This is a genomic window from Nostoc commune NIES-4072, from assembly GCF_003113895.1.
In the GTDB taxonomy this organism is placed as follows: Bacteria; Cyanobacteriota; Cyanobacteriia; order Cyanobacteriales; family Nostocaceae; genus Nostoc; species Nostoc commune.
The window spans coordinates 240,097-264,239 of record NZ_BDUD01000002.1; the positions used below are offsets into that span (position 1 = coordinate 240,097).

20 protein-coding genes are annotated in these 24,143 nt (G+C 39.4%); 10 read left to right on the forward strand and 10 right to left on the reverse strand.

The features are described from left to right. The first annotated feature begins 100 nt into the window (after positions 1-100). Positions 101-2,998: a DUF3854 domain-containing protein gene (locus tag CDC33_RS39990; RefSeq protein ID WP_219930129.1), complete on the forward strand. Its 2,898-nt coding sequence runs from the start codon at positions 101-103 to the stop codon at positions 2,996-2,998. Between the two features lie 504 nt (positions 2,999-3,502). Here the strand turns inward: CDC33_RS39990 and CDC33_RS33430 are convergent. Further along, positions 3,503-4,276 (reverse strand): sensor histidine kinase, encoded by a 774-nt coding sequence (locus tag CDC33_RS33430; protein WP_109012941.1) that lies wholly within the window; start codon positions 4,274-4,276, stop codon positions 3,503-3,505. 260 nt (positions 4,277-4,536) lie between these two features. On the opposite strand from CDC33_RS33430, the gene CDC33_RS33435 reads away from it, so the two are divergent. After that, complete coding sequence (locus tag CDC33_RS33435; protein ID WP_219930130.1) at positions 4,537-5,211, forward strand: response regulator; 675 nt, start codon at positions 4,537-4,539, stop codon at positions 5,209-5,211. 4 nt (positions 5,212-5,215) lie between these two features. On the opposite strand, the gene CDC33_RS33440 is transcribed toward CDC33_RS33435, so the two are convergent. The 4 genes from CDC33_RS33440 to CDC33_RS33455 are packed head-to-tail and all read right to left on the reverse strand — an operon-like array spanning position 5,216 to position 8,417. Then, positions 5,216-5,869, reverse strand: coding sequence for a DUF6753 family protein (locus tag CDC33_RS33440; protein WP_109012943.1), 654 nt, complete (start codon positions 5,867-5,869; stop codon positions 5,216-5,218). After that, positions 5,835-6,578: a P-loop NTPase family protein gene (locus tag CDC33_RS33445; RefSeq protein WP_109012944.1), complete on the reverse strand. Its 744-nt coding sequence runs from the start codon at positions 6,576-6,578 to the stop codon at positions 5,835-5,837. Before CDC33_RS33445 ends, CDC33_RS33440 begins: the two co-directional genes overlap by 35 nt. Further along, positions 6,562-7,542 (reverse strand): nucleotide-binding protein, encoded by a 981-nt coding sequence (locus CDC33_RS33450; RefSeq protein WP_109012945.1) that lies wholly within the window; start codon positions 7,540-7,542, stop codon positions 6,562-6,564. Before CDC33_RS33450 ends, CDC33_RS33445 begins: the two co-directional genes overlap by 17 nt. A 41-nt stretch (positions 7,543-7,583) precedes the next feature. Beyond that, the gene (locus tag CDC33_RS33455; protein WP_109012946.1) at positions 7,584-8,417 is read right to left on the reverse strand and encodes a hypothetical protein; all 834 of its coding nucleotides are present in this window, start codon (positions 8,415-8,417) and stop codon (positions 7,584-7,586) included. Positions 8,418-9,245: 828 nt separating this feature from the next. On the opposite strand from CDC33_RS33455, the gene CDC33_RS33460 reads away from it, so the two are divergent. From CDC33_RS33460 to CDC33_RS33480, 5 genes are all read left to right on the forward strand, one after another. Then, positions 9,246-9,899 (forward strand): hypothetical protein, encoded by a 654-nt coding sequence (locus CDC33_RS33460; RefSeq protein WP_109012947.1) that lies wholly within the window; start codon positions 9,246-9,248, stop codon positions 9,897-9,899. Positions 9,900-10,157: 258 nt separating this feature from the next. Next, entirely contained in the window at positions 10,158-10,493 is a 336-nt protein-coding gene (locus CDC33_RS33465) for a hypothetical protein (protein WP_109012948.1), read from the forward strand. A gap of 132 nt (positions 10,494-10,625) precedes the next feature. Continuing rightward, entirely contained in the window at positions 10,626-10,934 is a 309-nt protein-coding gene (locus CDC33_RS33470; RefSeq protein WP_109012949.1) for a hypothetical protein, read from the forward strand. Positions 10,935-11,026: 92 nt separating this feature from the next. Next, positions 11,027-13,330 carry an SF1B family DNA helicase RecD2 gene (gene recD2, locus CDC33_RS33475; protein WP_109012950.1) on the forward strand — a complete coding sequence of 768 codons (2,304 nt, stop codon included), beginning with the start codon at positions 11,027-11,029 and terminating at the stop codon, positions 13,328-13,330. Between the two features lie 105 nt (positions 13,331-13,435). Continuing rightward, positions 13,436-13,669: a hypothetical protein gene (locus CDC33_RS33480; RefSeq protein ID WP_109012951.1), complete on the forward strand. Its 234-nt coding sequence runs from the start codon at positions 13,436-13,438 to the stop codon at positions 13,667-13,669. 119 nt (positions 13,670-13,788) lie between these two features. On the opposite strand, the gene CDC33_RS33485 is transcribed toward CDC33_RS33480, so the two are convergent. From CDC33_RS33485 to CDC33_RS33495, 3 genes are all read right to left on the reverse strand, one after another. Then, positions 13,789-14,475 (reverse strand): MPN domain-containing protein, encoded by a 687-nt coding sequence (locus tag CDC33_RS33485; protein WP_109012952.1) that lies wholly within the window; start codon positions 14,473-14,475, stop codon positions 13,789-13,791. 365 nt (positions 14,476-14,840) lie between these two features. Next, positions 14,841-15,821: a tyrosine-type recombinase/integrase gene (locus tag CDC33_RS33490; RefSeq protein WP_109012953.1), complete on the reverse strand. Its 981-nt coding sequence runs from the start codon at positions 15,819-15,821 to the stop codon at positions 14,841-14,843. Beyond that, on the reverse strand, positions 15,822-17,627 hold the full coding sequence (locus tag CDC33_RS33495; RefSeq protein ID WP_439956644.1) for a DUF3854 domain-containing protein: 1,806 nt from the start codon (positions 17,625-17,627) through the stop codon (positions 15,822-15,824). A gap of 35 nt (positions 17,628-17,662) precedes the next feature. Here CDC33_RS33495 and CDC33_RS39455 point away from each other — a divergent pair, with 35 nt between their 5' ends. Further along, positions 17,663-17,815: a hypothetical protein gene (locus CDC33_RS39455; protein ID WP_181374296.1), complete on the forward strand. Its 153-nt coding sequence runs from the start codon at positions 17,663-17,665 to the stop codon at positions 17,813-17,815. Here CDC33_RS39455 and CDC33_RS33500 read toward each other — a convergent pair. Together CDC33_RS33500 and CDC33_RS39460 are read right to left on the reverse strand one after the other, a co-directional pair. Further along, the gene (locus tag CDC33_RS33500; protein WP_109012954.1) at positions 17,774-18,202 is read right to left on the reverse strand and encodes a hypothetical protein; all 429 of its coding nucleotides are present in this window, start codon (positions 18,200-18,202) and stop codon (positions 17,774-17,776) included. The genes CDC33_RS39455 and CDC33_RS33500 overlap by 42 nt on opposite strands. 27 nt (positions 18,203-18,229) lie before the next feature. After that, positions 18,230-19,618 carry a hypothetical protein gene (locus tag CDC33_RS39460; protein WP_181374297.1) on the reverse strand — a complete coding sequence of 463 codons (1,389 nt, stop codon included), beginning with the start codon at positions 19,616-19,618 and terminating at the stop codon, positions 18,230-18,232. A gap of 1,131 nt (positions 19,619-20,749) precedes the next feature. Between CDC33_RS39460 and CDC33_RS33515 the strand changes: the two genes are divergently transcribed. After that, complete coding sequence (locus tag CDC33_RS33515; RefSeq protein ID WP_109012956.1) at positions 20,750-22,192, forward strand: helix-turn-helix domain-containing protein; 1,443 nt, start codon at positions 20,750-20,752, stop codon at positions 22,190-22,192. Further along, the gene (locus CDC33_RS33520; protein ID WP_109012957.1) at positions 22,177-24,135 is read left to right on the forward strand and encodes a protein kinase domain-containing protein; all 1,959 of its coding nucleotides are present in this window, start codon (positions 22,177-22,179) and stop codon (positions 24,133-24,135) included. Before CDC33_RS33515 ends, CDC33_RS33520 begins: the two co-directional genes overlap by 16 nt. Positions 24,136-24,143 lie beyond the last annotated feature (8 nt).

Below are 24,143 nucleotides of genomic sequence, written 5' to 3' on the forward strand. Positions count from 1 at the left end.
GATTTTGGGTTATTTTACCCTCAACTCTTGCACCTGAATATCTTTCTTTGGTCTGATAATCTAGAGACTGTAACCTTTTCTTTTTTTTCAGCAACCCCTAATGTATAGTGACCAGATTGAGCGTAAAAATGCTGGTCGTTTAACTGATAAAACTCTCCAAGTTTACGCATATCTTGATTCTACTGATGGCTGGTGGTGTAATGGTGGTGTTGACCCCCGCACTTTCTGTGATTTACTACCTGGGGATCAGCCGAAAGTAAAACTTTGGGGCTGTTACAAACCTGATTCTCCTAGACCTGATGCCCAAAAACCTGGGAAATTTATCAAATATGAACATCCCTACAAAGATGAACTTAGTATCTTCTTACTAGAAGTACCAAAAGCCATTGCTGAATTTATCTACTCCAAAGCTGGCGTTAATCCTAGCCTAAGCGATCGCCAATCAGGTTTTTGGTATTCTGTGTGGAAACACAATATACCAGTAACCATTGTTGAAGGCGCTAAGAAAGCTGCGAGTATTTTGACTCAAGGAGATGCTGCCATCGGCTTGCCAGGGGTTAATGCTGCATATCGCTCCAAAGATGACCAAGGTAATCCAATCGAGAGCAAATTACGCTCAGAAATTGCCATGTTTGCGACTCCAGACAGAGAAATCAGAATCTGCTTTGACCATGATTCCAAAAGTAAAACTCAAGTCAACGTCGGCAAAGCTTTGATTAAAACTAGTCAACTTTTGGTCAATCATGGCGCTGTTGTCAAAATAATCACTTTACCCGGGCCAGAAAAAGGTGTTGACGATCTCATTGCAGCGCTTGGGGCAGCCGTTTATGAAAAGCTCAAAGCCTTAGCGGTTTCTTTTGAAGATTGGCAGCGAAATAACCCTTTGCCTGACCTGCGACAATTTATTTTTCTCAAAAATGGACAAGAGTTAAAGCTTAAGAGTGTGGGAAGAAGTGAGATTCTCCTCACACCTGCTACAACTCCCACACCTCCCACAACTCCCACAACTTCCACACCTCCCACACTCCCTGAATCTCTTACAACAAGTGATGAATCCAGATGCCCCGAAGCCTCTCTGACTCCCCTGCGTCCTCTATCTCCCTTACCTCCTCTATCTCCCCTACCTCCTTTATCCCGTACTCACCCTCTGTATGCTGCTATCAAATCTATACAAATACAACAGGCATTATTAACCCAACAAACAGAGTCAAAAATTGCACCTCTTCCAAAAACTAATTCCCAAACAAATGATCGAGTAATTATTCCCAAAGCCTCTCTGACTCCCCTGCGTCCTCTATCTCCTTTATCCCATACTCGCCCTCTGTATGCTGCTATTATCAAATCCATACGAATACAACAGGCATTATTAACCCAACAAATAAAGGAAAAAATTGCGCCTCTTTCACAAACTAATTCCCAAACAAATGCTCGAGTAATTATTCCCGAAGCCCCTCAATCTCAAGTTAGTCCGCCTTCAGAACAGAGCAGCACTCATAACTCACAAAACACGGAATCAATATCAGTCGATGAATTAGACGAATTAGATGAATTAGATGAATTAGACCTATTGAAACGCCGTCGTCGCCAATCCGAAATTATTTCTGACACCATAGAGGATAACAAAACTTTTGTTGAAAAACCCTCTAGTGTCAACAAGGATTTGTTGTCATCTAACAGCATACCTACTGGTAACAGTTGGGTCAATATCAAACAGGTAACAGTTTATAAACAAACAATCCCTCGAAGGTTTTTAGAAGCTAAACAAAATCAAGACATTGCCTTTGCTGCTAGAGAGCTTGTGAAGACTTATGGTGTTGAACAAGATGATGGCTCTACAGTTTACCGTGCCGATACTTTCCTAATTAAAAAGAATCAATCTACTTATAGTATTCATCGTCGTCAGGCGACAAACTTAGATAATCCAATTATGGAGTTTGAAGCCTCACAATATCATATTAATATTACTCAAAGACCTCAAGATAAATTTTTACCCATAGAGCGGCAAGAGTTTTTAATGGTTGCAGATACCTTGAAACAAGGTAAAGAGCTACCTGACCTTGATGAAGACCCCAGGAAAATTGCTAACACCCTAAGTTCTCTTTCTCCTGATGGCACTCATAAAATTCTTGAAAGTTTTAAATCTTTAGAAATCTTCAAAATACTTACAAATACCCTAGAAACCTTTAATTCTCACGATTTAGAATTAGGTAATTATCGGATTACTTATACTTCTAATAATGAAAATAGTGGTGATATCAAGCTTTTAAAAACTGAACATAACGGCACTACTAGAGTTGCTGTACATTTAGAATTGAGCCGAACTGATGAACAAATGAATCATCAAGTTCATTCTATGGCTATTACCTCCTTAGAAATTGACAAACTCAGGCTGCTGGCAACTAAACTTCAAATCCCAACAATTAATTCTGCTGCTAATGCCCACGCAACTCGTGATATTCCTTTACCACTTCATCCAGCATTAGCTGAAATTTGGAACTTACTGGAGAGTTCTGTCAGATGGACATCTGGAGCAAACCAAGGTAATGAAGGTTTTCGTGAGCGATTTCAAAAAGACCCCAATGCTAAACTAACTTTGGGTGAGCAGTCACAACTTTATCAAGGCGATGACTTTAGCAAAAAGTCCCTGATTCCTGCCGTTGTTCAAACTATCATTGCTAAAGGTCAAGATACTAAAAATGAAGGCCGCGTTTATGAAGGCGTTCTTTATAGACTTCAATTACTTATTAAAGAAGGTATACAGTTTATCAATATTAACCGCAAAACCCAATCCAATCAAAAAGCTTTTGCTGCATATAAAGACCACACTAACGAGTTTACAATTACTTCAAATAACCTCTCAACCGAAGAAGCACAAAAAATCGTTGCTTTTAATCAGCAGCGAATTGCAAAAGAACAATCTCAACCATCATCTATTAAAACCGATAAAACTCAGGAATTCTCATTTGATAAAGATGATAATTCCGAACTAGGAGGCTAGACAGGGAAAACGCATCTAAATTACTCTTGATCACAACGAAGGTTAAGAATCAACGAAAAAATCTTTCCTTTTGCGCTTGATTATTTTTTAAGACCAAAGCGATGCCTGCGGTGGTCACTGAGCGCAGCCGTTCGCGCAGCGTCTCGTAGAGAAGTGCGGGCTTTCCCTACGCCTAAGATTTTCGCAATAAGCAAGACTTAATGACATTATTTTCGCTCTATTGAGAATAAATTTTACTTATTGACATAATGCGGCCGCCTTGCCCACACCTCCCACACTCCTCACACTTACTTAAAATACCCCATTAGTAATCCAAATATAAATCCACTGATTAAGACATACCGTCTTAATATTGGATTTATTTTCACAAAAGGAGCAATTATTGTTGCAAGAAATATGTAAAATGTGGCTTCAAATATATCAGTGCTGAATGTGATAACGGCAGCAAGAAACAGCCCACCAAATATCAAACATCCACCTACATACTCTATCTTATCCCATAGCTTAGTGTCGTCCAGGTAGCGCATGAGTCAATTTCGGCTTTTTCGGGATTGTAGCATCTACCCCATAAAAATTGTTTACTTGATAGGGAAATTTTATTGTAAATATCGTCCCCTTACCAACAACAGAATCTACAGACAGTTTCAGCCCATGAGAATAAGCTACCATCATTGCAATATACAATCCTAACCCGGAGCCAGGTGAAGAAATAGTCCCACGATAAAAAGGTAGAAAGATATTCGCCAAATCCTCTGATCCAATACCAATGCCCGTGTCTTCAATTAAAACTACCAAGTCATCACCCTGGTTCAACAATCGCAAGAATATATCACCTGTCTTTGTATATGAGAGGGCGTTTTTAAGTAGATTTGAACACATTCTGTAAAGATGTGTTGCATCTCCTTTCACCCTAGTTCCATGTACATATTTTGTACAAGTCTTGTAGTGCAATTTTAAACCCCGATTAATAGCTTTTGGCATATACTCTTGATATAAATTATTCAATAAGTCGCCAAAATCAAATTCATGAATCAAGGATGGATTTAAACCAATAAGTCTATCTCTTGATTGATGATTTCGATACATGTCTATCAGTTGAATCACTCTGTTATTAGTCTGCCATAAGGATATTAGGATTGTTTTTATCTCTTGGAGATTGCTTCCGTACTCTCCATCTATCATTTGCTTCAAAACAATTGATTCATTAACCACTGCATTGGATACGTCATGTACCAAGGCAGAAATATTAATTTTATTTCTTAATTCTCTTTGGGACATATAAACACTCCTTATCAGGATATAAGTTATTCTATTAAACTGCTTTTTAGCAAAACTTATTACTTATAATTATAGCGGATCTCCCTGATATCTACCTTAATTACTTTTTGTTTAATCCAGTTATTTAGAAATGTTTGCACTCCCCTACTTTGGGAATATATTAAAATATATATACTTCAATTTTAATGCTTTTATTAAAACATTTATGATATAAAAATAGGAGAAGTTAAAGATTAACTCTTGGTGCAAATATGAGTATCATGACAATTCGGATAGTAGTAATTGAAGACCAAGAACTGTGTAGACTTGGCATTAGAACGGCGATCGCACAAGAATCAGACATGGAACTGTGCGGTGAGGCTAGCTGTGGATTGGAGGGATTAGAGTTAGTCCAGTCAACAAATCCTGATATTGTCTTACTTGATATTGGGCTACCAGATATCAACGGACTGGAAATTGCAACCAGGATTAAGAAGCACACTCTATCCAAAGTTATTATCCTCAGCGCTTATTCTAGTCAAAATGTGATTAACGAAGCTTTTGCCTGTGGTGCTGATTCATATTTCTTAAAGACAACCAAGATCGAGTCGATTAAAAACGCTATCCGTAGTATCTATCGAAACGAAGAATATCTTGACCAAGCGATTATCAAGAGATTTCTGGAATTGAACCATCGTCAGAGTACAAAAATTAAAGGCAAAAAGTACAACGAGTTACCTACAACTCAAGAAATTGAAATTCTCAAATTAATTGCTAGTGGCTGCTCCAATAAGGAAATCGCTAATCAACTATTTATCAGTATTAGCACAGTCAAATCCCACACTGGCAACCTTTTTCTCAAGTTGGGAGCTAGGGATCGGGTCAATGCCATTCTTAAAGCTCAAAGTTTTGGCTACCTAGAACCTTCGCCGCAAGACTGGAGAGCTATTGGGTAGTTCATTATTTCTTGTTCTTTTGCATTTGAATCAAGCAATATCCTTTCAAGCGATTTTCTTCTTGACAAGCAGCCAGAGTTTGTTGATTCTCAACAAAGAGCTTATAAGTTTGCTTACCTTCGCTAGATTTTACCCATTGTAAAATCTTCAGGTCGTTGTTTGACAAGATGACTGATTGATTTTGGCCCAAGTTAGTCATCACGTTCCAAGTCGTAAATGAAGCAAGCATCGCACCGGCTGCTGTCACTCCTCCTACCAGAGCGCAGATAGACCAAAAATGCATCCGAGAATTTCCTGTAGATAATCGCATCTCTTTTGGTGGCGATGATGTCGAGGATGCAGATGATGTTGATGCTTGTATCAGCTTCGGTATTTGTTCAGTTAAGACATCACGCACAGCATTACTGACTACAGTGTTGTTCATTGATTGGGCTGTTTTAGAAGTATTCGCCACTTTCTCTTCGACTGTTAGTACCCAAGCTTCAATCATTGCCTCCATTCGTGCTTGCAGTGAAATCATTGTCTCTTCATATCTGCCAAGCGTTGCCATGACTTGAAACATCGGGTCATCTTCTGCTAACCCCAGTTGCTGCGCTGTTTCAACGATCCTCTGTTGTTCGGCTTCAGAATAACCCTGCAATATTTCTGATGTTCTCACCTGCTGATACTCCTAAGTAAATACTTGCGACTTGATTATTTTTTACACTCTCAAAGAAATTTTTTAGCCAATGATAAATATATGAGCGATACAACACATATAGGGATTGCTCATGAAAACATTGTGAGTAAGGTTTGGCTAAATCCTCCATTGCTTGATAATGATCTCTGTGCAAGGCTGTTAATATAATTTCTGTGCCCCCAACCAATGGCAATTTTTGCTGTATTAATTGCTTATACTCTTTAAACCTCGTATCAAAATGTTGATTTTTGACTATGACATAATTAGCATTGTCCGTTGCAAAATCTAATAGCTGCAAGAAATATTCCATGCAATCACTTCTATGGGAAATTGGCTGTAAGAATGTTAGTTTCCAGTTGAGTTCAGCCAAAACAGTAAAAAAATCTGCCTCATATATGTAGTTACAGGTTTCTTGGATATACTGTCCCGGCATATCTACAAAAATCACATCTAATGAGTGATTAAGTAAATCGTCTAATACCAAATCCGGGTTGTCTGTGAAAAAATTTAAGCAATAGATTGGCACTATTCCTGCATAAGCTTTGAACTTGTTACGGTTGTCATGGTTATAAATCTTAACAGCTTGATGTCGGCTAAGGAATAGTTCAATCAATAACTTAATAACTGTAGACTTTCCCACACGCGAGTCACCTACAGTCATAACTACACGTCTATAAACGGGGGACATTTTCTAATCCTAAAATGCTTTTTGCCAACCAAACTTGTTCCTTGAATTTGCTAATCCAAGTACTTACCCTTCCTTTCACTGATGGCTTTTCTTTTTGCTCTATTCCTTGATTAAATGTCAAGCTATTTTTGTCTAAATAATCATAAGCATGTTCTATTAAATCTGGCATCGTTATTTCTAAAAATGGAATATTACTTTCTATTAATATATCCTTCATCGCTGTTATATCTGAGGATTCTTTATATCTGACAAAGTTTTCTGGCGAACCGAAGAACAAATTCTTCACTACGACATAATCTACTTGGTCTTGACAAAAATCATATAAAGTTATTAACTGCTTTACCGAATCCATTACTCGACTAATTACAACTACAATTGTTACTCGCATATCATATAATTCATCAACTGTAGATAAAAATTTCATTTGTTGTACAACATCTTTTAAGATTCTCATGGACTGTGGTGGTAATTCCAATAAGAATAAAGACTTTCCGGGAATAACTGCTCCTTCTGTGTCTAGACTATCCTCTATTAACTCTTTCAAATCATCTAGAAAAATGTCTACATTCCCTTCTGTAAAAAAATCTAATTCTCTCACTAAACATTTATCCCCATAAAATCTGCTTAAATGAGAATTAGATATGTCCGCATCAAAAGCCAAAAATTCTTTTTTCATATCCAAATATGTTTGCGCTAATCCTCTGGCGAAAGTACTTTTTCCTACTCCTCCTTTATCTCCTGTCACTATCACTAATCTCCGACTCCACTGTTTTTTATTGGTGACTGCGGTTTTTATTTGTAGCAGGACTGTATTTTCTGCTTCTGTTTTTTCACCTATGGTTACTGCTCCTGGCATCTGCTGTATATCTTCTGTGCTTTCTGCTTCTGTTGTTTCATCTGTTACTAAGAGTAATTCTTCTACTCCGTTAAGGATCTCCGCCTCATCGTTTAAAATATCTGTCATCTGATTTTCTCCTCTATTTTATGTTTAATCAGTTTCGGGCTTTATTCCAGTGCTAGCATCTCTGCTGAAAAGTAGTCTAATAGGTTTAAATACATTGGTTTTAAATCCTTGAAATTCTCAATTGATTTATTAACCATTGTTCCCAGAGCTTGTAATATTAATCCTTGTTCTAGTACCTGATTTAGATCCGACTCATTTAATTTATTTAAATGGTAATAAACTAATAAATCTAATGATTGAGCTATCAACAAATTTGCCGATCTTATCACCAAATCTTCATAAACATATTCATAACTGCTGACTGACCTTAGTACTGTCTTCAATGCTTGAAAATATCTAGTTCTGGAGTCAATACTATTTAAATCAATAGTCTGAGGACAGCTAGCTGGCAATGGAAGCTTTTTTAAAATAAACTTTAAATATAAATCAATACTATTTGATGACCAAGAATCACTATTTTGAAAATACAAATACTTTATCAAAGAATCTTTCTGATCATAATCTATTTCTTGAAATAAGTATTTTGGTTGCTCGATTGCAATCATCGTGACATCATTTTTAAACACTGGCATCACATTTGTTCTTACCCATTGCATAAATTGCCTGACTACATTGTGTTCTACTACACTTGTTCGTGATATTAATGAGTGAATCGATAGAGCGCTGAGTGTTGATACCAAACTCACTTGATTATTTTCCATCATCACTAATCGTTTCTGAACTTCTATTGACCTCACCAAATCATCAATTAAAATTGGAGCTATTATTTGCAATACATCCACTGCAAATAACTCTAGCCCTGTTGGTGTTGCTATCACTCTTACTACAGAACTTGATGGATGCTCAAATTCCCAATATCGCCAAACTTCTACCATTTCTCTACTAACTTTTTTGTTCTCCCTCCTCTTACTGCAAAAGTTAACTTTTTACTATAAGAAGATACATTAAATACATCAAAATTCACTCCGTCAGAATTCACTCCGTCAGAATAAATCAATGGAGAATTCAGATCCATCACTGATTTAAGACCACTAAATTTTCTTGTTTTGTGGGGGTTTTAAACCCCTTTCTTCACCCGCAATTCGTATAGAATTTATACTTATTTTCTGAATTCTGACAGAGAAGATTGGAGATTGAAGATAGCAGATTGCAGATTGAAGTTTTTGGTACAAGCCCCGCCGCAAGGGGCAGGAATGAATCTAAAATCTACTTTTCTCTTATCCTCAAGCTGCATCCAAGAGTGGGTGTAGTCAATCTCCAATCTCCAATCTCCAATCGGCAATCTCCAATTGTTTGACGCATGTATTCTGTTTTAATCAGAATTCACTTTGCCAGAATGAGTGTTGCCCATGCTGAAGTCTTACTTAGACACTATGGCATATTCCCCCACTTCAAAGGAATCGCTCGAAGTCTAAAAAAATATCGTACTTCTGGCTATTGCTTTTTGTTGACATCCTGTTATAGAATTAGCCCTTTTGCCTGATTCAAAATAGATTCATTGCAAAAGTTCAAGTTTTTTAATAGTTAATTGCTAGTTTTAGCTTGCTATTTGAAATCAAATTATTATATATTATTTAGAATGAAATTTAGCTCTCATTGATTTCATAAATACATCAAATTAGTTTTCCAAATCAAACTAAATTTAGCTTTTTTACTATCCAGTTTTTCCGAGAATAAATAGTTAGCTATTAAGCGAGAATAGTATGCTTTTCAAAACTTCACAAATCGCCATCACTTTAGCTTTGCTCGTCGGTGGTGGTATCATCTCTTGCCAGAGTAAAACGCCTGAACAGATTGCCAAAGAAACAGAACTTGAGTTGATTGCAGCAAAGCAAAAAGCAGAAGCATCTGTTGTTAAAAAATTTGTTGATACTACTCCCGATCTGTATAGAGTTAATTGGAAAGTTTGTAGTGACGGTTTTCCAGGGCGAAACCACAGCGGCTGTGAAGAAAGTCGAGATGTCGCATCTAAAGGTTTTCGTGAAGCCGTCCTTGTTTGGGGCCCTGTTCAAGAGGTGAAGTTTGTCAGTAAACCTAATTTTGCTTTCAGTATGCAAAATGTTGGTTTGTTTGTTAAATCTAAAGGTTGTCTCTTATTGGGTAAACCCCAAGGAGGAGATCAGTTTTACAAAATAAACGAATTTTCACTCAGACAAGGTTCTGCCCTTCCAAAACCTGACAGCGCTAAAATTGATAAACTTTCTCCTGAAGATAAAACCAAAGCTATACGAGTAGCCATTAACAATGCCGAAGACGAAATTGCTTCTTTAAACAATTTCGGTGTTTCTTCCAGTGGATTTATACCTACTACTGCTTTACAACCTTGTCTCACCCTTGAGAAATGGAAAAACTTATAAATTCACAACTGCTTAAATAAGTAAAATTCGACGAGTGCAGTTCCTCCCATAACACCAAGGGGGAATGCACTCGATTGCTTTTTGGGTAGCGCGATCCTCTTGTAGTATGAATCACTTTGACAACATGAAAAGCAGAGCGGAGCTTTAACTTGCTCAAGTACTTTACAATAGATGTGAAACTGTCAATTCTTTCCCAATTCACTCGATGTTGTTTCATAACTATACGAGTGTCGCAAGGTCTAGTTAACTCCAAAGTTGATGAATAGCCCCTTTTCTTTATCACCTCCCCAAAAAGCAATTGAGTCATTATTAGCATTGCGAGATTACTACGCGCCTCTTGTAGAAGATTACGAAAAATTATATACCCTTGCCAAAGCAAATCTCACTCATGTAGAAGCTCTATTATCTAACTGGCCTTCGACTGAGGAGGTGGATAATGATAATGAAGAATTCAACTCTGAAAAAGGAAAAAATTTCTTCTTATTCTTAAGTGAGGAATCTGTTAATGACGATGTTGAACCTATTACCCATCCTATATTAGACGATTCACAGGATACATCACCAGTCGCAACCCAATTGCTTGACTCCACTTAACAAAACATATTCACACTTATACAAGCTTGGTCAGGTGAAGAATCTCATGCAGCTACAGATAGTCCATTCCTCCTAGAGCCACCGATAGAAACATCAACTCAACAGCAAGCGCTCTATGGAACCGAGATCCCCATGCTGCCTATTTTTCAATCGCTGTCTCGCCCGGAAGCTATTGAACAGGTATTGGCAGAACATATTGGCACAATTGTTCACATCGATTTTATTGTCAAAACGCTTTATGGAGAGTTAGAGCCAGATGTCTTAAAGGTCGTCAAAGGCAGAGTTCAATCATCCCTCACTAAGGGCAGGGAAAGCAATAAATGGTTCAGTGTCTCTGGAAAACCCGGACATTATACTCTCTCTTTAACTTTACTACCCAAAAATCAGACGAAAAATTCATCTACCAGAGCAAAGGGCAAAAACCATAAACAAGTTAGTTAGTAACAACAGTTGCTCATTTGACGATTAGCGATAACGCACATTTTGGCGCTACTGTTGTATCAGAACAGAATCTCTCAACTCCGATTTAACTCATGATGAGTCTCCTTAAAGTCGAGAATTTTCCATCGTTAACCTTGTCCGAAATTCAGCAGTATTTAGAGAGTGGGCTGTTTCGTGGCATCGGCAAGAAAACTGCTCAAACTCTTGTCAAACACTTTGGAACTTCAACCTTATCAGTGTTAGACAATGCTCCAGAAAAACTGGCTTCAATTCCTGAACTTAGTACTTATCGAATCACCGCAATTACTTCATCTTGGTCATCAAGTAAAACTAATCCTAACTTTGGGGTTATTACTCAACTTCTGGCTGTGGGAACTTCATTAAAATTAGCCTTAAAAATTTGTGACCATTACGGACACAAAACCTCTTCTGTACTGCAAAACAACCCTTATCGCCTAGCGGATGAAGTCGATGGTATTGGTTTTAAAACTGCTGATCAGCTAGCGATATCTTTAGGAATCTCACTTGATAGTGAGACTCGCTATGCTTCATCTCTAATCCATGTTTTGAAATCGGCAATGCAAGAAGGCAATTGTTTTCTCCCATCATCGCAATTGCTTGCCGCCGCTATGGATGCGCTCAACCATAGGGAGCATACACCTGATATTCAATCTTTAAGTACTATTCTTGCTAAGTTAATAGATAAGGGAACTTTAATTTCTGGTGAGAGTGGAGAGAGCGTTTACCTGAAAGCTGTTTACCGTGCTGAACTTTCTGTGGCTTTAAAAATCCAAGCTCACCTGAATCAACCGACTCGTCCGAAAGAACATCTTGAACACTGGTTAAGCAATCTTCAAGCAACTGACTATCGCCAACTCTCACGCTTGAGCGATGAACAACTTAGTGCTTTGGTCATGGCAGCTAAACATCCAATCAGCATTATTACTGGTGGCCCTGGTCGCGGCAAAACCCATGTTCTGAAAACTTTAGTGGAATGGTTGACTTCAATTAGGGCAACTATTACTCTTACCGCCCCCACTGGAAAAGCTGCTAACCGAATCAAAGATGCCACAGGCATGGAAGCAAGTACCATTCACCGTCTACTTCAGTGGCAGGGAGTTGGGCAAGCTTTCCTTTATAACGAAGAGAATTTGCTTGCTCTCGACTGGCTGATTGTTGATGAATTTTCAATGGTAGATATATTCCTGTTTAATTCTCTACTCAAAGCAGTGCCAGCCAAAACCCAAATTTTGTTGGTAGGAGACTCTGACCAATTACCCAGTGTCGGAGCCGGAATGGTGCTACGAGATTTGCTTCATTCGGATCTTATACCAACAACAAGATTGCAAACCATTTATCGGCAGCGACACGAGAGTTTAATTATCTATGCAGCTACCGACGTAAATTTGGGTACAGTGCCGACATTGCACAAGTTTCATCAGCCCCAAGAGTGGATGGATGTAAGCGACTGCGCCATGCTAGAAACTCCTTCACCACAAGCAACCGCTAACACTATTGTCTCTTTAGCTCTAGCCATGAGCAAAGAAAATGTGGATTTAAATCAACAACTCATGGTATTAGCACCCCAAAAATCGGGACTAGCAGGCGTGAACAACCTTAATAAGCTTCTTGCCCCTATTTTCAACCCAAAACTTGAGAATCAGGCAGAAGTTGTTTCTGGCTCTGTCATCTACCGAGTTGGCGATCGCGTTATCCAACTGAAAAACCGTTATGAAACTGTCCCACCAGTAATGAACGGGGAGATGGGCAGAATTATTGCTGTAGACCCTCGCCATGAACTGCTAACAATTGATTGGGAAGGCGGCGCGCGAGTTGATTATTACAGGAGTGACTTTGAGCAAATCATGCATTCCTTTTGTATTACTTGCCATAAGAGCCAGGGTAGTGAATTTCCTTATGTGATTTTTCCATTACTCACCTCTAACTCCCGAATGCTAACCCGCCAATTGCTTTATACCACCATGACCCGTGCAATGGGTACATTTATTGCTGTTGGTCAACTTCTTGCATTAAATATTGCTGTCGCCACAGATAAGCCCGCTAAACGCTTTACTGGGCTTACCAATTTACTCATTTCACCCCCTAATGAATTAGCAAATATTTGGCGCAGATTAGGTAACGCCACCAAATCTCCAACAACAGCATCTACTCTAACCATCGCTTCTAGACTCCAACAACGCCAATTGACTGCTACACAAGGACAGATGACAACTATTGGTAGTCTTGCACTACAAATGTATGAGTCCAAATTTGGTTATCGTCCTTCAAAGCAACCCGAACTTGTCGGCAAGTTTCGCTTTAAGACTTATCATTATGAAACTTCTTCAGTTGAGTTAATTGATTCGGCAATTGATGCAGTTCTCCGCAACCAATAAATCTCTTCTAACCTTTACGGTGGGCGGTTACGCCATCGCCACCGGAAAAGGCACTTGAACCGGGAGCTTCCATATATTCAAGCTTAACTCACACTTTTAAAATCTATGGCTATTCCAGCAGCACAGTTAAAAATCGGGCTATCAGTAAGGTATTTAATCGGCACTCGAAGCGGTATGAGTGCGGCAATAACCGATATCACCAAATCATCTCTTAGCATCAAGAATACTCATATCGTCACTTTGACTTTTGATGACGATTCATTGCCAAACCACTTAAAAACACAACAACTAACTGTCTATGACGAATTGCTATCAGGTTGTGAAATTATTACATTTTAAAAAATGAAAATTGGCAACAGCAGCAGCAGCAGATCCCGCGCACATTCGCCGCGACAAGTTGAAATTAATTAAAATACGTGAGAATTCTGGCTCCTGAGTGCTGAATCCTTACCAAAATACTAACTTGCTGGCTGATATAATCCCGTATTTTCGTTAAATTCCCACCCTAATCCTGCTCTATCTTTGCCCTTACACCATGCTACAAAAAGCGGTGGAGGAAGATTAATTCGCTCCTTGCGTACACTTTCAGGACTTACACCAAGTCTCTTGGCTAAACCTTCTTCAGTTAATGGTTGCATTCGGGGAGTATGCACTTTGAAGGATGAATTATTGTAGTACGATTTTTGGCCCCGCTTTTGTTGGTTGTTGAGATAGTTTTGAATTTTTATAATCGCCTCAGCCAACTGTGTCATTCGAGCTGTCACCCCCTCCACTTTTTGTTCTAAATCATCAATTGCTGTGGTTTGGTTGCTATTAGATTCACTTAAAAACTCTGACTCGAGCTTATCAAGTCTAGAGCAAATAGCTTTTATCGTTTCATTGGTAGGACTGCTGTTAATATTGTTACTAGCAACTAAGTATTTTTTTACACTTGCCTTAATCTTTGATTCTAGGCGTTCGTCTAAATCATTACCACCTATTGCATCGAGCTTATCTTGGTAATCTTCTAAGTAGAGTTCGATAAATCCGATCAGCGTGGCTGTTGCCGTTGTTCCTTTCGAGTTGCAACAGGCGATAAACTGCTCCCATATCCTTTGGTCACAGTTGAAAGATGCCAGTTTTTTCTTACGCCCTGTATTGCTCATGTTTACGTATCATCTAGGTAAACTGGGACTGTCCACGCTTATTAAATCGTGTAATTCGTCATGATGAATTACCTTGATACTATCATTCATTGTGAGCGCATTCCTCAAGCGATGCCTTCTAGGAAGAGACGCTACCGCCAACGCCACTGACTCATAGCGGTTACGCTGGGAGCAAATAAATATAGACATCACCCTGTAGCAATTCCAGCATCAACCATCTTCGCAAGAGACTAAGTATTAAATCTCGTCAGTGATTTTGCTAATTGCTGAAAATACCCATACAGATCACTAAACCCATTGAAGAGCGATCGCATTTGGGAGCCAGGAACGTGTAGAAAAAGTGTAGAAAAAGTGTAGAAACTACATCAGCATAGAGGAGATTTCTTCCTCTGTCCTGGAATAATCAACTTTTGGACAGCACGGCGTTTAGTTTGTTCCCCGCGACGGTCATATCTGGCAGTCTGGTCACTGTTTGCGTGTCCTGCTAACCTTTGGACTGTAGAAATGTCTTCACCAGCATCGAGCAACTCCGAGATGAAAGTTCGCCGGAAATCATGAGCAGAGAAATTAGCAACAAAGGCTTGTGCGCCACGTTTTTGCAAAATAAATAGCACTGCTTGAGAGGTAAGTCGTCGCCGCACTATCCTTGAGCCTCTATTGACATGGCACAGCAAGGGGCCTGCCTCGTAGCCTCGAAGCGAGAACCAATCCGAGACTACAGTTAGACCACTTTCGGGTAAGTACACAATCCGATCTTTGCCACCTTTGCCAGCACGCACCTGTATTGCCCCAGTATTCTCTTCAAAGTCGCTCAAGTCTAAATTCACCGCTTCAGAGCGGCGGACTCCGGTTCCCCGCAGGATGGTGAATAGGGCAGCATCTCTGTAACCAGTGGGGGTAGGGTCATCAAAACAGGTTTGCATCAATTGGGCAATTTCTTCGGTGAACAGAACACGTCCCCGCAATTGCTTGGTGACTTTAACGTTGGGAATATCCACAGCACGAGCAAAATCAACAGCATCCATTATCTCTAACCGCAGGGCTTCTTTTAAAACTCGCCGCAAAGCAGACAACACTTTGTTGACATAAGCTGGTGCATATTTTTCGCTCAACACAGAGCGAACTGCCGCCGTATGTTTGTAGCGCAGCGCTGCCCAGTTTAAAGTCATCGCATCACAATTGTCATCTGTGAGCAATCGCGCGATCGCATTGAGAGCTTGGCGCATAGCTGGACGGGAACCAGGGGAAAGGGTCGCCAAGTAGACTTGGGCTGGGTGTTCGATCAGGGGAATGGGAGAAGCAAGGGCTAAGGAAGAGGGGGTGCTGTTTTCAAGGGTTTCATGCATTTACTTATCGGAACGTCCAGACCAGATACGATATTTTTTTTGTGTATGTGATTTTTCGGAGTTAGATTCTTCGTATTTGATTGTAAAGGATTTGTCGAGTTTTTTGATGAAACGCTTACTGTCGCTGGCAACCATAACTTTTTCACCAAGCATCAGCGCTGCCGAGATTTGGGCGACTATGGCGCTCTCATTATCCCCCTCGTACCAATAAATTGTGCGTGAACCGTTGCGCCACTCGTTTTTAATAATGTACGGGACTTCACCTTTTGGTCGCATCGCAAGAAAGAAGTTTACCGTTAAATCGTCCATGTGTGCATCAGCGATGACGACCAATGGCGCATTGTATACTATATATTCCAGTACTTCTAGGATTGCTGCACGGTGCTGTTTGCAAGTATTACTGTGTAGTAAGTGGGTGAGGTATTGGCAAGCTTCATCTATAAATATGCAGCCGTAGGTGAGAGACTGAGTATTGAGTTTGTGTAAGCTGTCAATAGTAATACTAAGGGCTGGGGCCTGAGCTAAACCTGTGTAACCCAAGTCTGAATACATCGCCGTCCGCAAGCGTTCGGCAAGATTTTTCAACAAGTTAACCCGATGTCCATTGTTGAGGAACCGCGCGTCGGGGTTTTGGTCACGCCACCAGCGCATAAGTTCAGTTTTACCAGTACCCATGTCGCTCCAGAGTACGACTAGTCCTGATTTTGGGAAATTGAAGGTAGGGGATTTCTTCGATTTGTCTGAATCAACTCCGCCAGAATCTGTAGACTTCTCCTTTCTGAAATGTCCTTTAACCGAAGGTGTAAACAATTGTTCTTGTGCAATATCATAAAGCTCAGGGACGGATGAGCATTTTTCTTCAAGGTCAGGAATGCACAAAGCCTCAGAGAGATACTTGACATTAACAGTGACATCTGGTTTGTATTTGCTAAGTCCCCATTTCTTAGCCCGATATGAGCGCTGGTAATCTTTTAGTGATTTAGCATCATCGATGATTGCGGTAAGTCCTGCGTTAGTATCTTCACCCCTGGCTACCACAAAATCATCAACACCTTTCTCTGGCCCCGGCAACAGCGCAACTTCACATTCACAACCTACTGCCTCAATCGCTTTGGCAGTCCGTACCGTTGCTTGGTAAACTGACCACCTGGTTTTAGAAGAAGTTTCGTAATCAAATAATATAATGAACTTGCGCCCCGCCTGAGCCATTGGTACTAAGTCAGGATGCAACCGTTCATCAAAATCCTGTTTGCCCACGCGCCCGTTCCAAATTCCCGGAAGTGCGATCGCTACAAACCCTAAACTAAGCAAGCAAGCGGCTTTCTTCTCACCCTCGCATAAGATAATCGGAATCTCTGGATGTTGCCGAACCCACTCCCAGAAGGTGATTTGTAAATCTTCCTGTTGAGAGTCGATGTTCTCCTGTTTGTGCTGCTTCACCCATGACCAAAATATTAGGGGATTGAGTATACTTTTTCTGCACAGTCCTAAAAAGGAACTATATTCCGCGATTTGCGTTAGCGTTCCCTGGTATTGTCCTAGTTGCAAGAGCGAATGCAAGAGAGTGCCATTGCCAAAAGCAGAGTTCTTTCGACTTTTAACTTTTAGCTTTTTCCCACGTTTTGCAAAAAGCACTCTTTGAATATCGGAAACGTTATAGCGCCGTGCAATTTTACTCAAAATACAGTTGGGAACATCGAAATAGGTAACGCGGTTGGCTGTCTTGGGTGGCGACTCGTATTTAACTGGTTTACCTGTTTGCCAATCAATACGGGGGAAGTTCGGCTTAATCCTTCCCCACTCCATTGGTTGCCAATTGTTGAAGGGAGCAACGCGAAAAAGTGAGATCGGGGTTTAGTTCTCAATTACACCCCTATATTCTCAACAAAATCTGGTTTTTTAGTTGCGATCGCATCCTGAAACAAGCTATATACGTCCCAGATTTTAGCACCTCACAAAATCGCGTTGCTCCCATTGTTGAATGGGTCAAGTGATTGAATCCACGTCCCACCCAGTAATAGATGCTGATATTGTCTTATATATGCATCCGTGACTCGACCTGCATTTTTGCGAGGGATTTTATTGGAGATAAACAGGTAGTCGTAGATTGTTTCCCCTTCAATGTGGAAGAAGTTGTGCTCAACCAGTGCCGGATGAATGGCGCTACCAGCTAACAACTCATGGTATTGGGCAGCCGTGAGATTGTTTGGATATTCAGTTGGGTGTTCCCTCTGCTCAACTGATACCTTGCAATCTGGTTTAGGCTCTTTGATCTCTTTGTTGCCACCGTTAAGTGCATTTTTATTTGTATTCACATTTTTTCCTAAATTTTTCCATGACAATCTGGGCGACATTGCATCTATGCCGCAGTCATCAGTCATCAGTTATCAGTTGTCAGTTATCACTGTTCACTGTTCACTGTTTTTTCGGGCTTGTGTGATTAAATCTGTCTCTTGTGTAGTAAGTTCAGCCCAGTAGTCAGGTTTTATCACCTCGTATTTCTCAGCCACAGCCCAAAATTCCTGCCATGTAAACTCAATACGTCCAAGTACTTGCCTAATTTCCCTAATAGCCACAGGTAGCATCTGTAATTGCTCCGTCCTTGTTGCGACGGCTGACTGTGTGGGACTAGTACCCAAAATTATTGCCGCAGCTTCCAGCGCTTGGGTATTGTTCATGGCAACGCTTAGGTTTTTCAATGCCATACCCATGAGGCGCAGACATTCAGTCGCATTTTCTTTCGGCGGTTCGGCTGCCAGAGTTCGCAAATCAATTGTCTTCTCCAGTGGTTCCTGAACCTTCTTGTTTAATGCTTTAGCGCTTTGTTTAGTGTAAGTATTCCCCCAGTCTTGTAATTGATGCGGCTCAAAGGCGTTTTCCAAATCCCGAATGCGCTCTTTTAGCTGCTGGTTCTCAGTTTCCAGGTGCCGTAGCGATTCCATCTCGTCTAAACGCTGCTGCAACTGGATATTTTCCTCCTTCTGTTGCCTGTATAGGTTTTGCAGAGATTGGATTTGCTCACTTACTTGGGCTTCGGCTAGAGCCTTAACCTCTGCTTGTAGTCCAATCCTCAATTCCTGTTCCAGTCGCTCTAACTGAAGCTTATGTTGCTCTTTAAGTGCCGCGATCGCTTCGGAGTACTCTGGTGGATAAGTTCGCTCAGTCGAATCGGACACAATTGCGTCATCCAAATCAGTGTTGTTTACCAACAGCCTTTCACCATCAGCGAAAGTCACAATCTGCTGCAAATTATTCGGTGCGTCTGCACAAATCACTCCCGATTCCCCATAACGGGGATGTTCTGGTAATGAAATTGTGATGGCATTTTTCGGAACCATTGGTTCCTGATGGAATTTATTTTTTCCTTTTGGCATTGGAGCAATTGTATTTGCGGCAACTGCGAAATCTGATTCGCTAGGGTTTGGGTTTGATGATAAAGCCAGTTTTATCGCAGCAATAAGTTTTTCTGGTTCTTTGGCTAACCTCAAAAGAGGACGGGCTTGGCGCTCATTTTTAATCTGTGACCCCAACTCCCCTGCTGCAACAATGACTTTTGATGCTCCTAAGAGTTGATTTATACGCCGATAGCCGCCATATACACGCAATTCGCCTTGGCAATATTCTGAGAAATTTTTGTACCCAGCGATTGTGTACATCTGCTCGTCATGCATGAGGCGAATCTGTTCTACTGCTTGCAGCTCAAATCGATCTATGGCAGCGAAGGTGTCTTTGATACTGCTGTTGAGATCATCGTAATGAAGTTCTCCTAAGCTTTCTTCTCTATCTAGTGTCAGCATATTTCTCTCCTGCCATGAAGTTGGGTGCAGGGGGTAGGGTCTTGGGTGTAGGGGATACAGCATTGAATGGGGCTTGAAACCCAGGCCTTTGCAATCGTCCTAAAAAACAGGGCAAGTGACAATCGGGTTGTAGGGGCTATCTCTTCTCCTACACCCCACACCCCACACCCTACACCCTGCCCCAACGGGGCTTGGTCATTATCACTAGGAGAGGTGTTTGAAAAAATTTTTGATGTAGCCTTAACCCGGACACCCTGTTGTATTGGCCTTATGTCATTTTTCACGATATTTTTCCCTGATAACTTGGTTGACAAGCTTTTACTCGGGGGTTGCATCAGTTATCAGTCAACAGTTATCAAAGACTCTGACTGGTAACTGTTATTCGCGCTGCTACATCTTTTAACTACAAAATTCGGAATCTTTCTTAACCAAACTTAACTTTACCTAAAATTTATGAATTTTGACAGCAAAAACATCCCGCAAGGAATGGACTTTCCAAGCGGCAGACCCTATAATGGATCTGGCAGCGCGGTAAAAACTCTCGGACAATTTTAGTAGTCGCACCAGTGGCCAAACTTTAGCGACAACTTCTTTTGTTCCTTCGAGATCAAACCCGCTCTAGATCAATATGAAATTTGCAATACGCAGAAAGCGCGACTCCTTAGTGGCGCTTTCTGCGTTAAGTTGTCGTACTGTTGTATCTTCACCTCCATGCCTCCTTTCAATTAGCTTGATTTTACAGAAGTTCTGGTCGTTTTACTTAGTTGAGGTAAGAGCTTTCACTCAAATGTATTAGCAGAAGATATTTGGTTTAGGTGTAAGATACCTAGACACAAGCTTTTCAAAACAAACCCATTGAGTTAATCAGTGATCAAAAATACCCGCAGGCGGTTTTCCTTGGTTGACGCTGGTCAACTTCTTTCACATTTTTATGCTCAAGAAGCTAGACCGGATAATGTACTAGAGATGCGTTAAATCTCCCTATTAAGATGTAGCATTTAAATCATATAGCCTAGAAAGGTAATTTGAGAACCTAGCTTCAGTTAATAATTGTGAATTTTGTAGACATTTTAAGTACTAGGGAGTAAAATATAACCGTATGTATACCTACTTACGTAAGGAAAAGTCGGCATGAATTCAAGCCAAGTTTTAGACGTAAAAAGAGTATTAGCTGTATTAGAAGAACAAGTGTTTCAATCTACGGGAAGGTATTTAACAGAAGTAGAAAAAGTTCTTATTAAGGGAGTTTGGGATAGTAAAGATTATAAAGAGATGGCAAACGATTCGGGGTATAACGCATACTATTTGCAGCAGAAAGTAGCTCCACCACTATGGAGTATGCTTTCAGAAATTATTGGTGATGGAGTGAAAGTAACAAAAATATCTTTGAAATCTATTTTGCTTAAACTAGCAAAGAACGATTATCTGAAGGAAGAGGTGTCCAGACTGGATAACGATAGTTTCGTTGGGAATATTAGAATTTATGGAGAGCTGCCTAAAATCAAATCTTTTTATGGACGAAAAGATGAAATTAACTATTTTAAGAAACAAATTACTCTATTTAAAGAGCGCTGTATAGTTTTTACTGGAGTTGGAGGAATAGGAAAAACTTTATTAGCCGCTAGATTGGTTGAAGAAATACTTTTTGATTCTTTAAACAGTATATATGAATGTGTAATCTGGAAAACAATTAATCATTCGTTATCAATTGATGAGTTAGTCATTGATTTAAATAAAAATTTTGACATAGACATAGAAGCAAATGAAAATTCTTTTATAGATAGCATATCTTTACTCTCAAAACAGCTTCATCTACATCGTTGTCTGCTAGTAATTGATGGATTTGAAAAGCTATTGTTCGCAGATGATTTTGGAAAAAGATTAAAATATGAAAAATTCCTTTTAAGACTTGCAGAAGGAAAGCATCAAAGCTGCATTATTATAACAAGTCAGTTGCCTTTAAAAGAATTTGCTTCTGTGACTACAAAACTACCTATTCGCTCTTTCAAATTAGAAGGTTTAGATGTAAATACAGGAATGCAAATATTACAAGAAAAAGGTTTAACTGGGCAGGAATGTAAGCAATTGATTGAAAATTATCATGGGAATCCATCAAGTTTAGAAGCGTTGGCTGACAGAATTAATCGCTTTTTTGAAGGGAGTGTTAAAACGTTTTTTAGATATCAAACTACTATGATTGATCATCAACTTGAAACAATGCTACATCAGCAATTTGGACAAGTTGGACTTTTAAGTAATCTTCAAAGGCAAATAATGATTTATTTAGCAGAAGAAATGTCACAAAATTCGACTCCCATTCAATTCTCTAAACTCATTGATAATTTAAAAGAGCGAGTAGATTTAAAGTTGTCAGTTTTTGAACTAATAACAGCAATAGAAGTTTTAGAACAACGCTCGTTAATTGAAATTGCTGGGAAATCAAACAAACGAGAAGCTAGTTATAGTTTACAAGGATCTATTAAGAAGTATATTTTAGTTGATCCATTGGGATTAGTGCATAAAATACCAGATACAATACAAACAAGGAAAGTTACCTTGTGGGCTACTGCATAAATCCTCTTTGCACCCAGCGTCATAATCCTGATATCGCTGAAAATTGTTTAGCATGTGGAAATCCATTGATAATAAACGGGCGTATTCGTTTGCTGCGCCCGTTGCGTTCTTTGGAGCAAAATCCATATACTTACACAGATGTCTTTGAAATTGAGGATATTGGCACAGCAGAACATCCTCAGCCTCAAATAAGAGTAATGAAAGTATTAAGATGGATTGATGATTCTAAGTTAGTTGAGCTACTTAAAAGAGAATCACTCATATTACAAATCCTAGACCATCCTGGGATTCCCAAGTCTAATAAGGAAGATTATTTCACATTTAGACTGAATGATAATCTTCTAGAACTACATTGTCTAGTTATGCATAAGTTTGAAGGAGAGAACTTAACTCAGTGGGTACAATCTTACGGACGAATTAGCCAAGATACGGCTTATGAATGGTTATTGCAGTTGATGGAGATTCTTGATTTAGTTCATCGGTCTGGTTTCTTCCACAGAGATATCAAACCAGAAAACATTGTTCATCAACCCGATGGGAATTTAGCACTTGTTGACTTTGGTGGAGCAAGACAGCTTAGTAGAACCTACTTTGCAAAAGTTAGTACCAGTGGAGGAACTACTACAGGATTCGGTAATGGTTACGAAATAACTGCTGTTAGAACAGCTTGTTACTCTCCCTTAGAGCAAATTCATGGACAAGCTGTACCACAGTCAGACTTTTACGCTTTAGGTAGAACTTTTGTTTACTTAGTCACAGGTATTTCTTTGATTGAAATAAAAATGGACGAGCAGACAGGAAGACTAATTTGGAGAGATAAAGCACTTCACATAGATAAATTTTTGGCTGATTTACTTGATGATATGATGGCTCCTTTTGTAGGGCAACGCCCACAAAGTACTCAAATAATAATACAGCGATTGGAGCGCTTACCTAGTAAATCAAAGCTTAATCGAGTAATTAAATCAAAGGCATTTCAAATTAGTGCGTTTGTATTAGGCTTAATGAGTATTGTCGCTTTGATATATGCATCTTTACCTCTAATAGCAAAATATTATTTAGATTCCGGCAAAAAAGCTTATGCAGAAAATCAACTTGACAAAGCTGATAACGATTTTCAAAAAGCAGTGTATTTGAATAGTAGCTTAAAATATACAGTAGCCGATTATTTTTTTAATCAAGGTAAAGAAGCTTATAAAGAAAATAGAATTGCCGATGCTGAAAAAGACTTTCAAAGAGGAATAAAATATGAACATAATTTAACTAATTCAGTCTCAAACTTTTATTTTGAGAAGGGTTTACAGCATCAAAATGACCCTAAACTTGCTAGAAATAATTACGAATTAGCTATAAAGTATAACCCGAAAGATGATACTGCTTATAATAATTTAGCAATTGCATGTCAGCAGTTACATGACTATAACTGTGTTAACAAAACTTACGAAATAATTTTTAAATTAAAACCTAATAAATGGGAATCACATTACGGACTAGGTGATTTTTATGATAGACAGGGAGAATATGATTTAGCAGAAAAGCAATACGAAATTGCTATCAGAAGTAGCGATAAAGCAATATTTGCTATTGCAGCTTTAGCAAGATTGAAAAATAAAAATGGGGATTATAAGGCGGCAGCTACTTTAGCTTTAAACGGGTTAAAAAAAACTAATAATAAAGAGTTGCAAGCATCGTTGTATAAAGATTTAGGATGGTCAAGGTTAATGGAAAATAAGTTAACTGAAGCCGAAAAATATCTAGAAAAAGCGACAAAATTAGATAGCGAAAGAACAGATGCATATTGTTTGCTATCTCAAATAAAAGAATCATTAGGTCAACTTAATTACGCCAGAGCTTATATAGATGCTTGTATCTTGACTAAATCTAGTCTACCAGAAGTGTTTCGCTGGAGACAAGAACTGCTAGATCGCATACTTGACAAATGATAAGATGC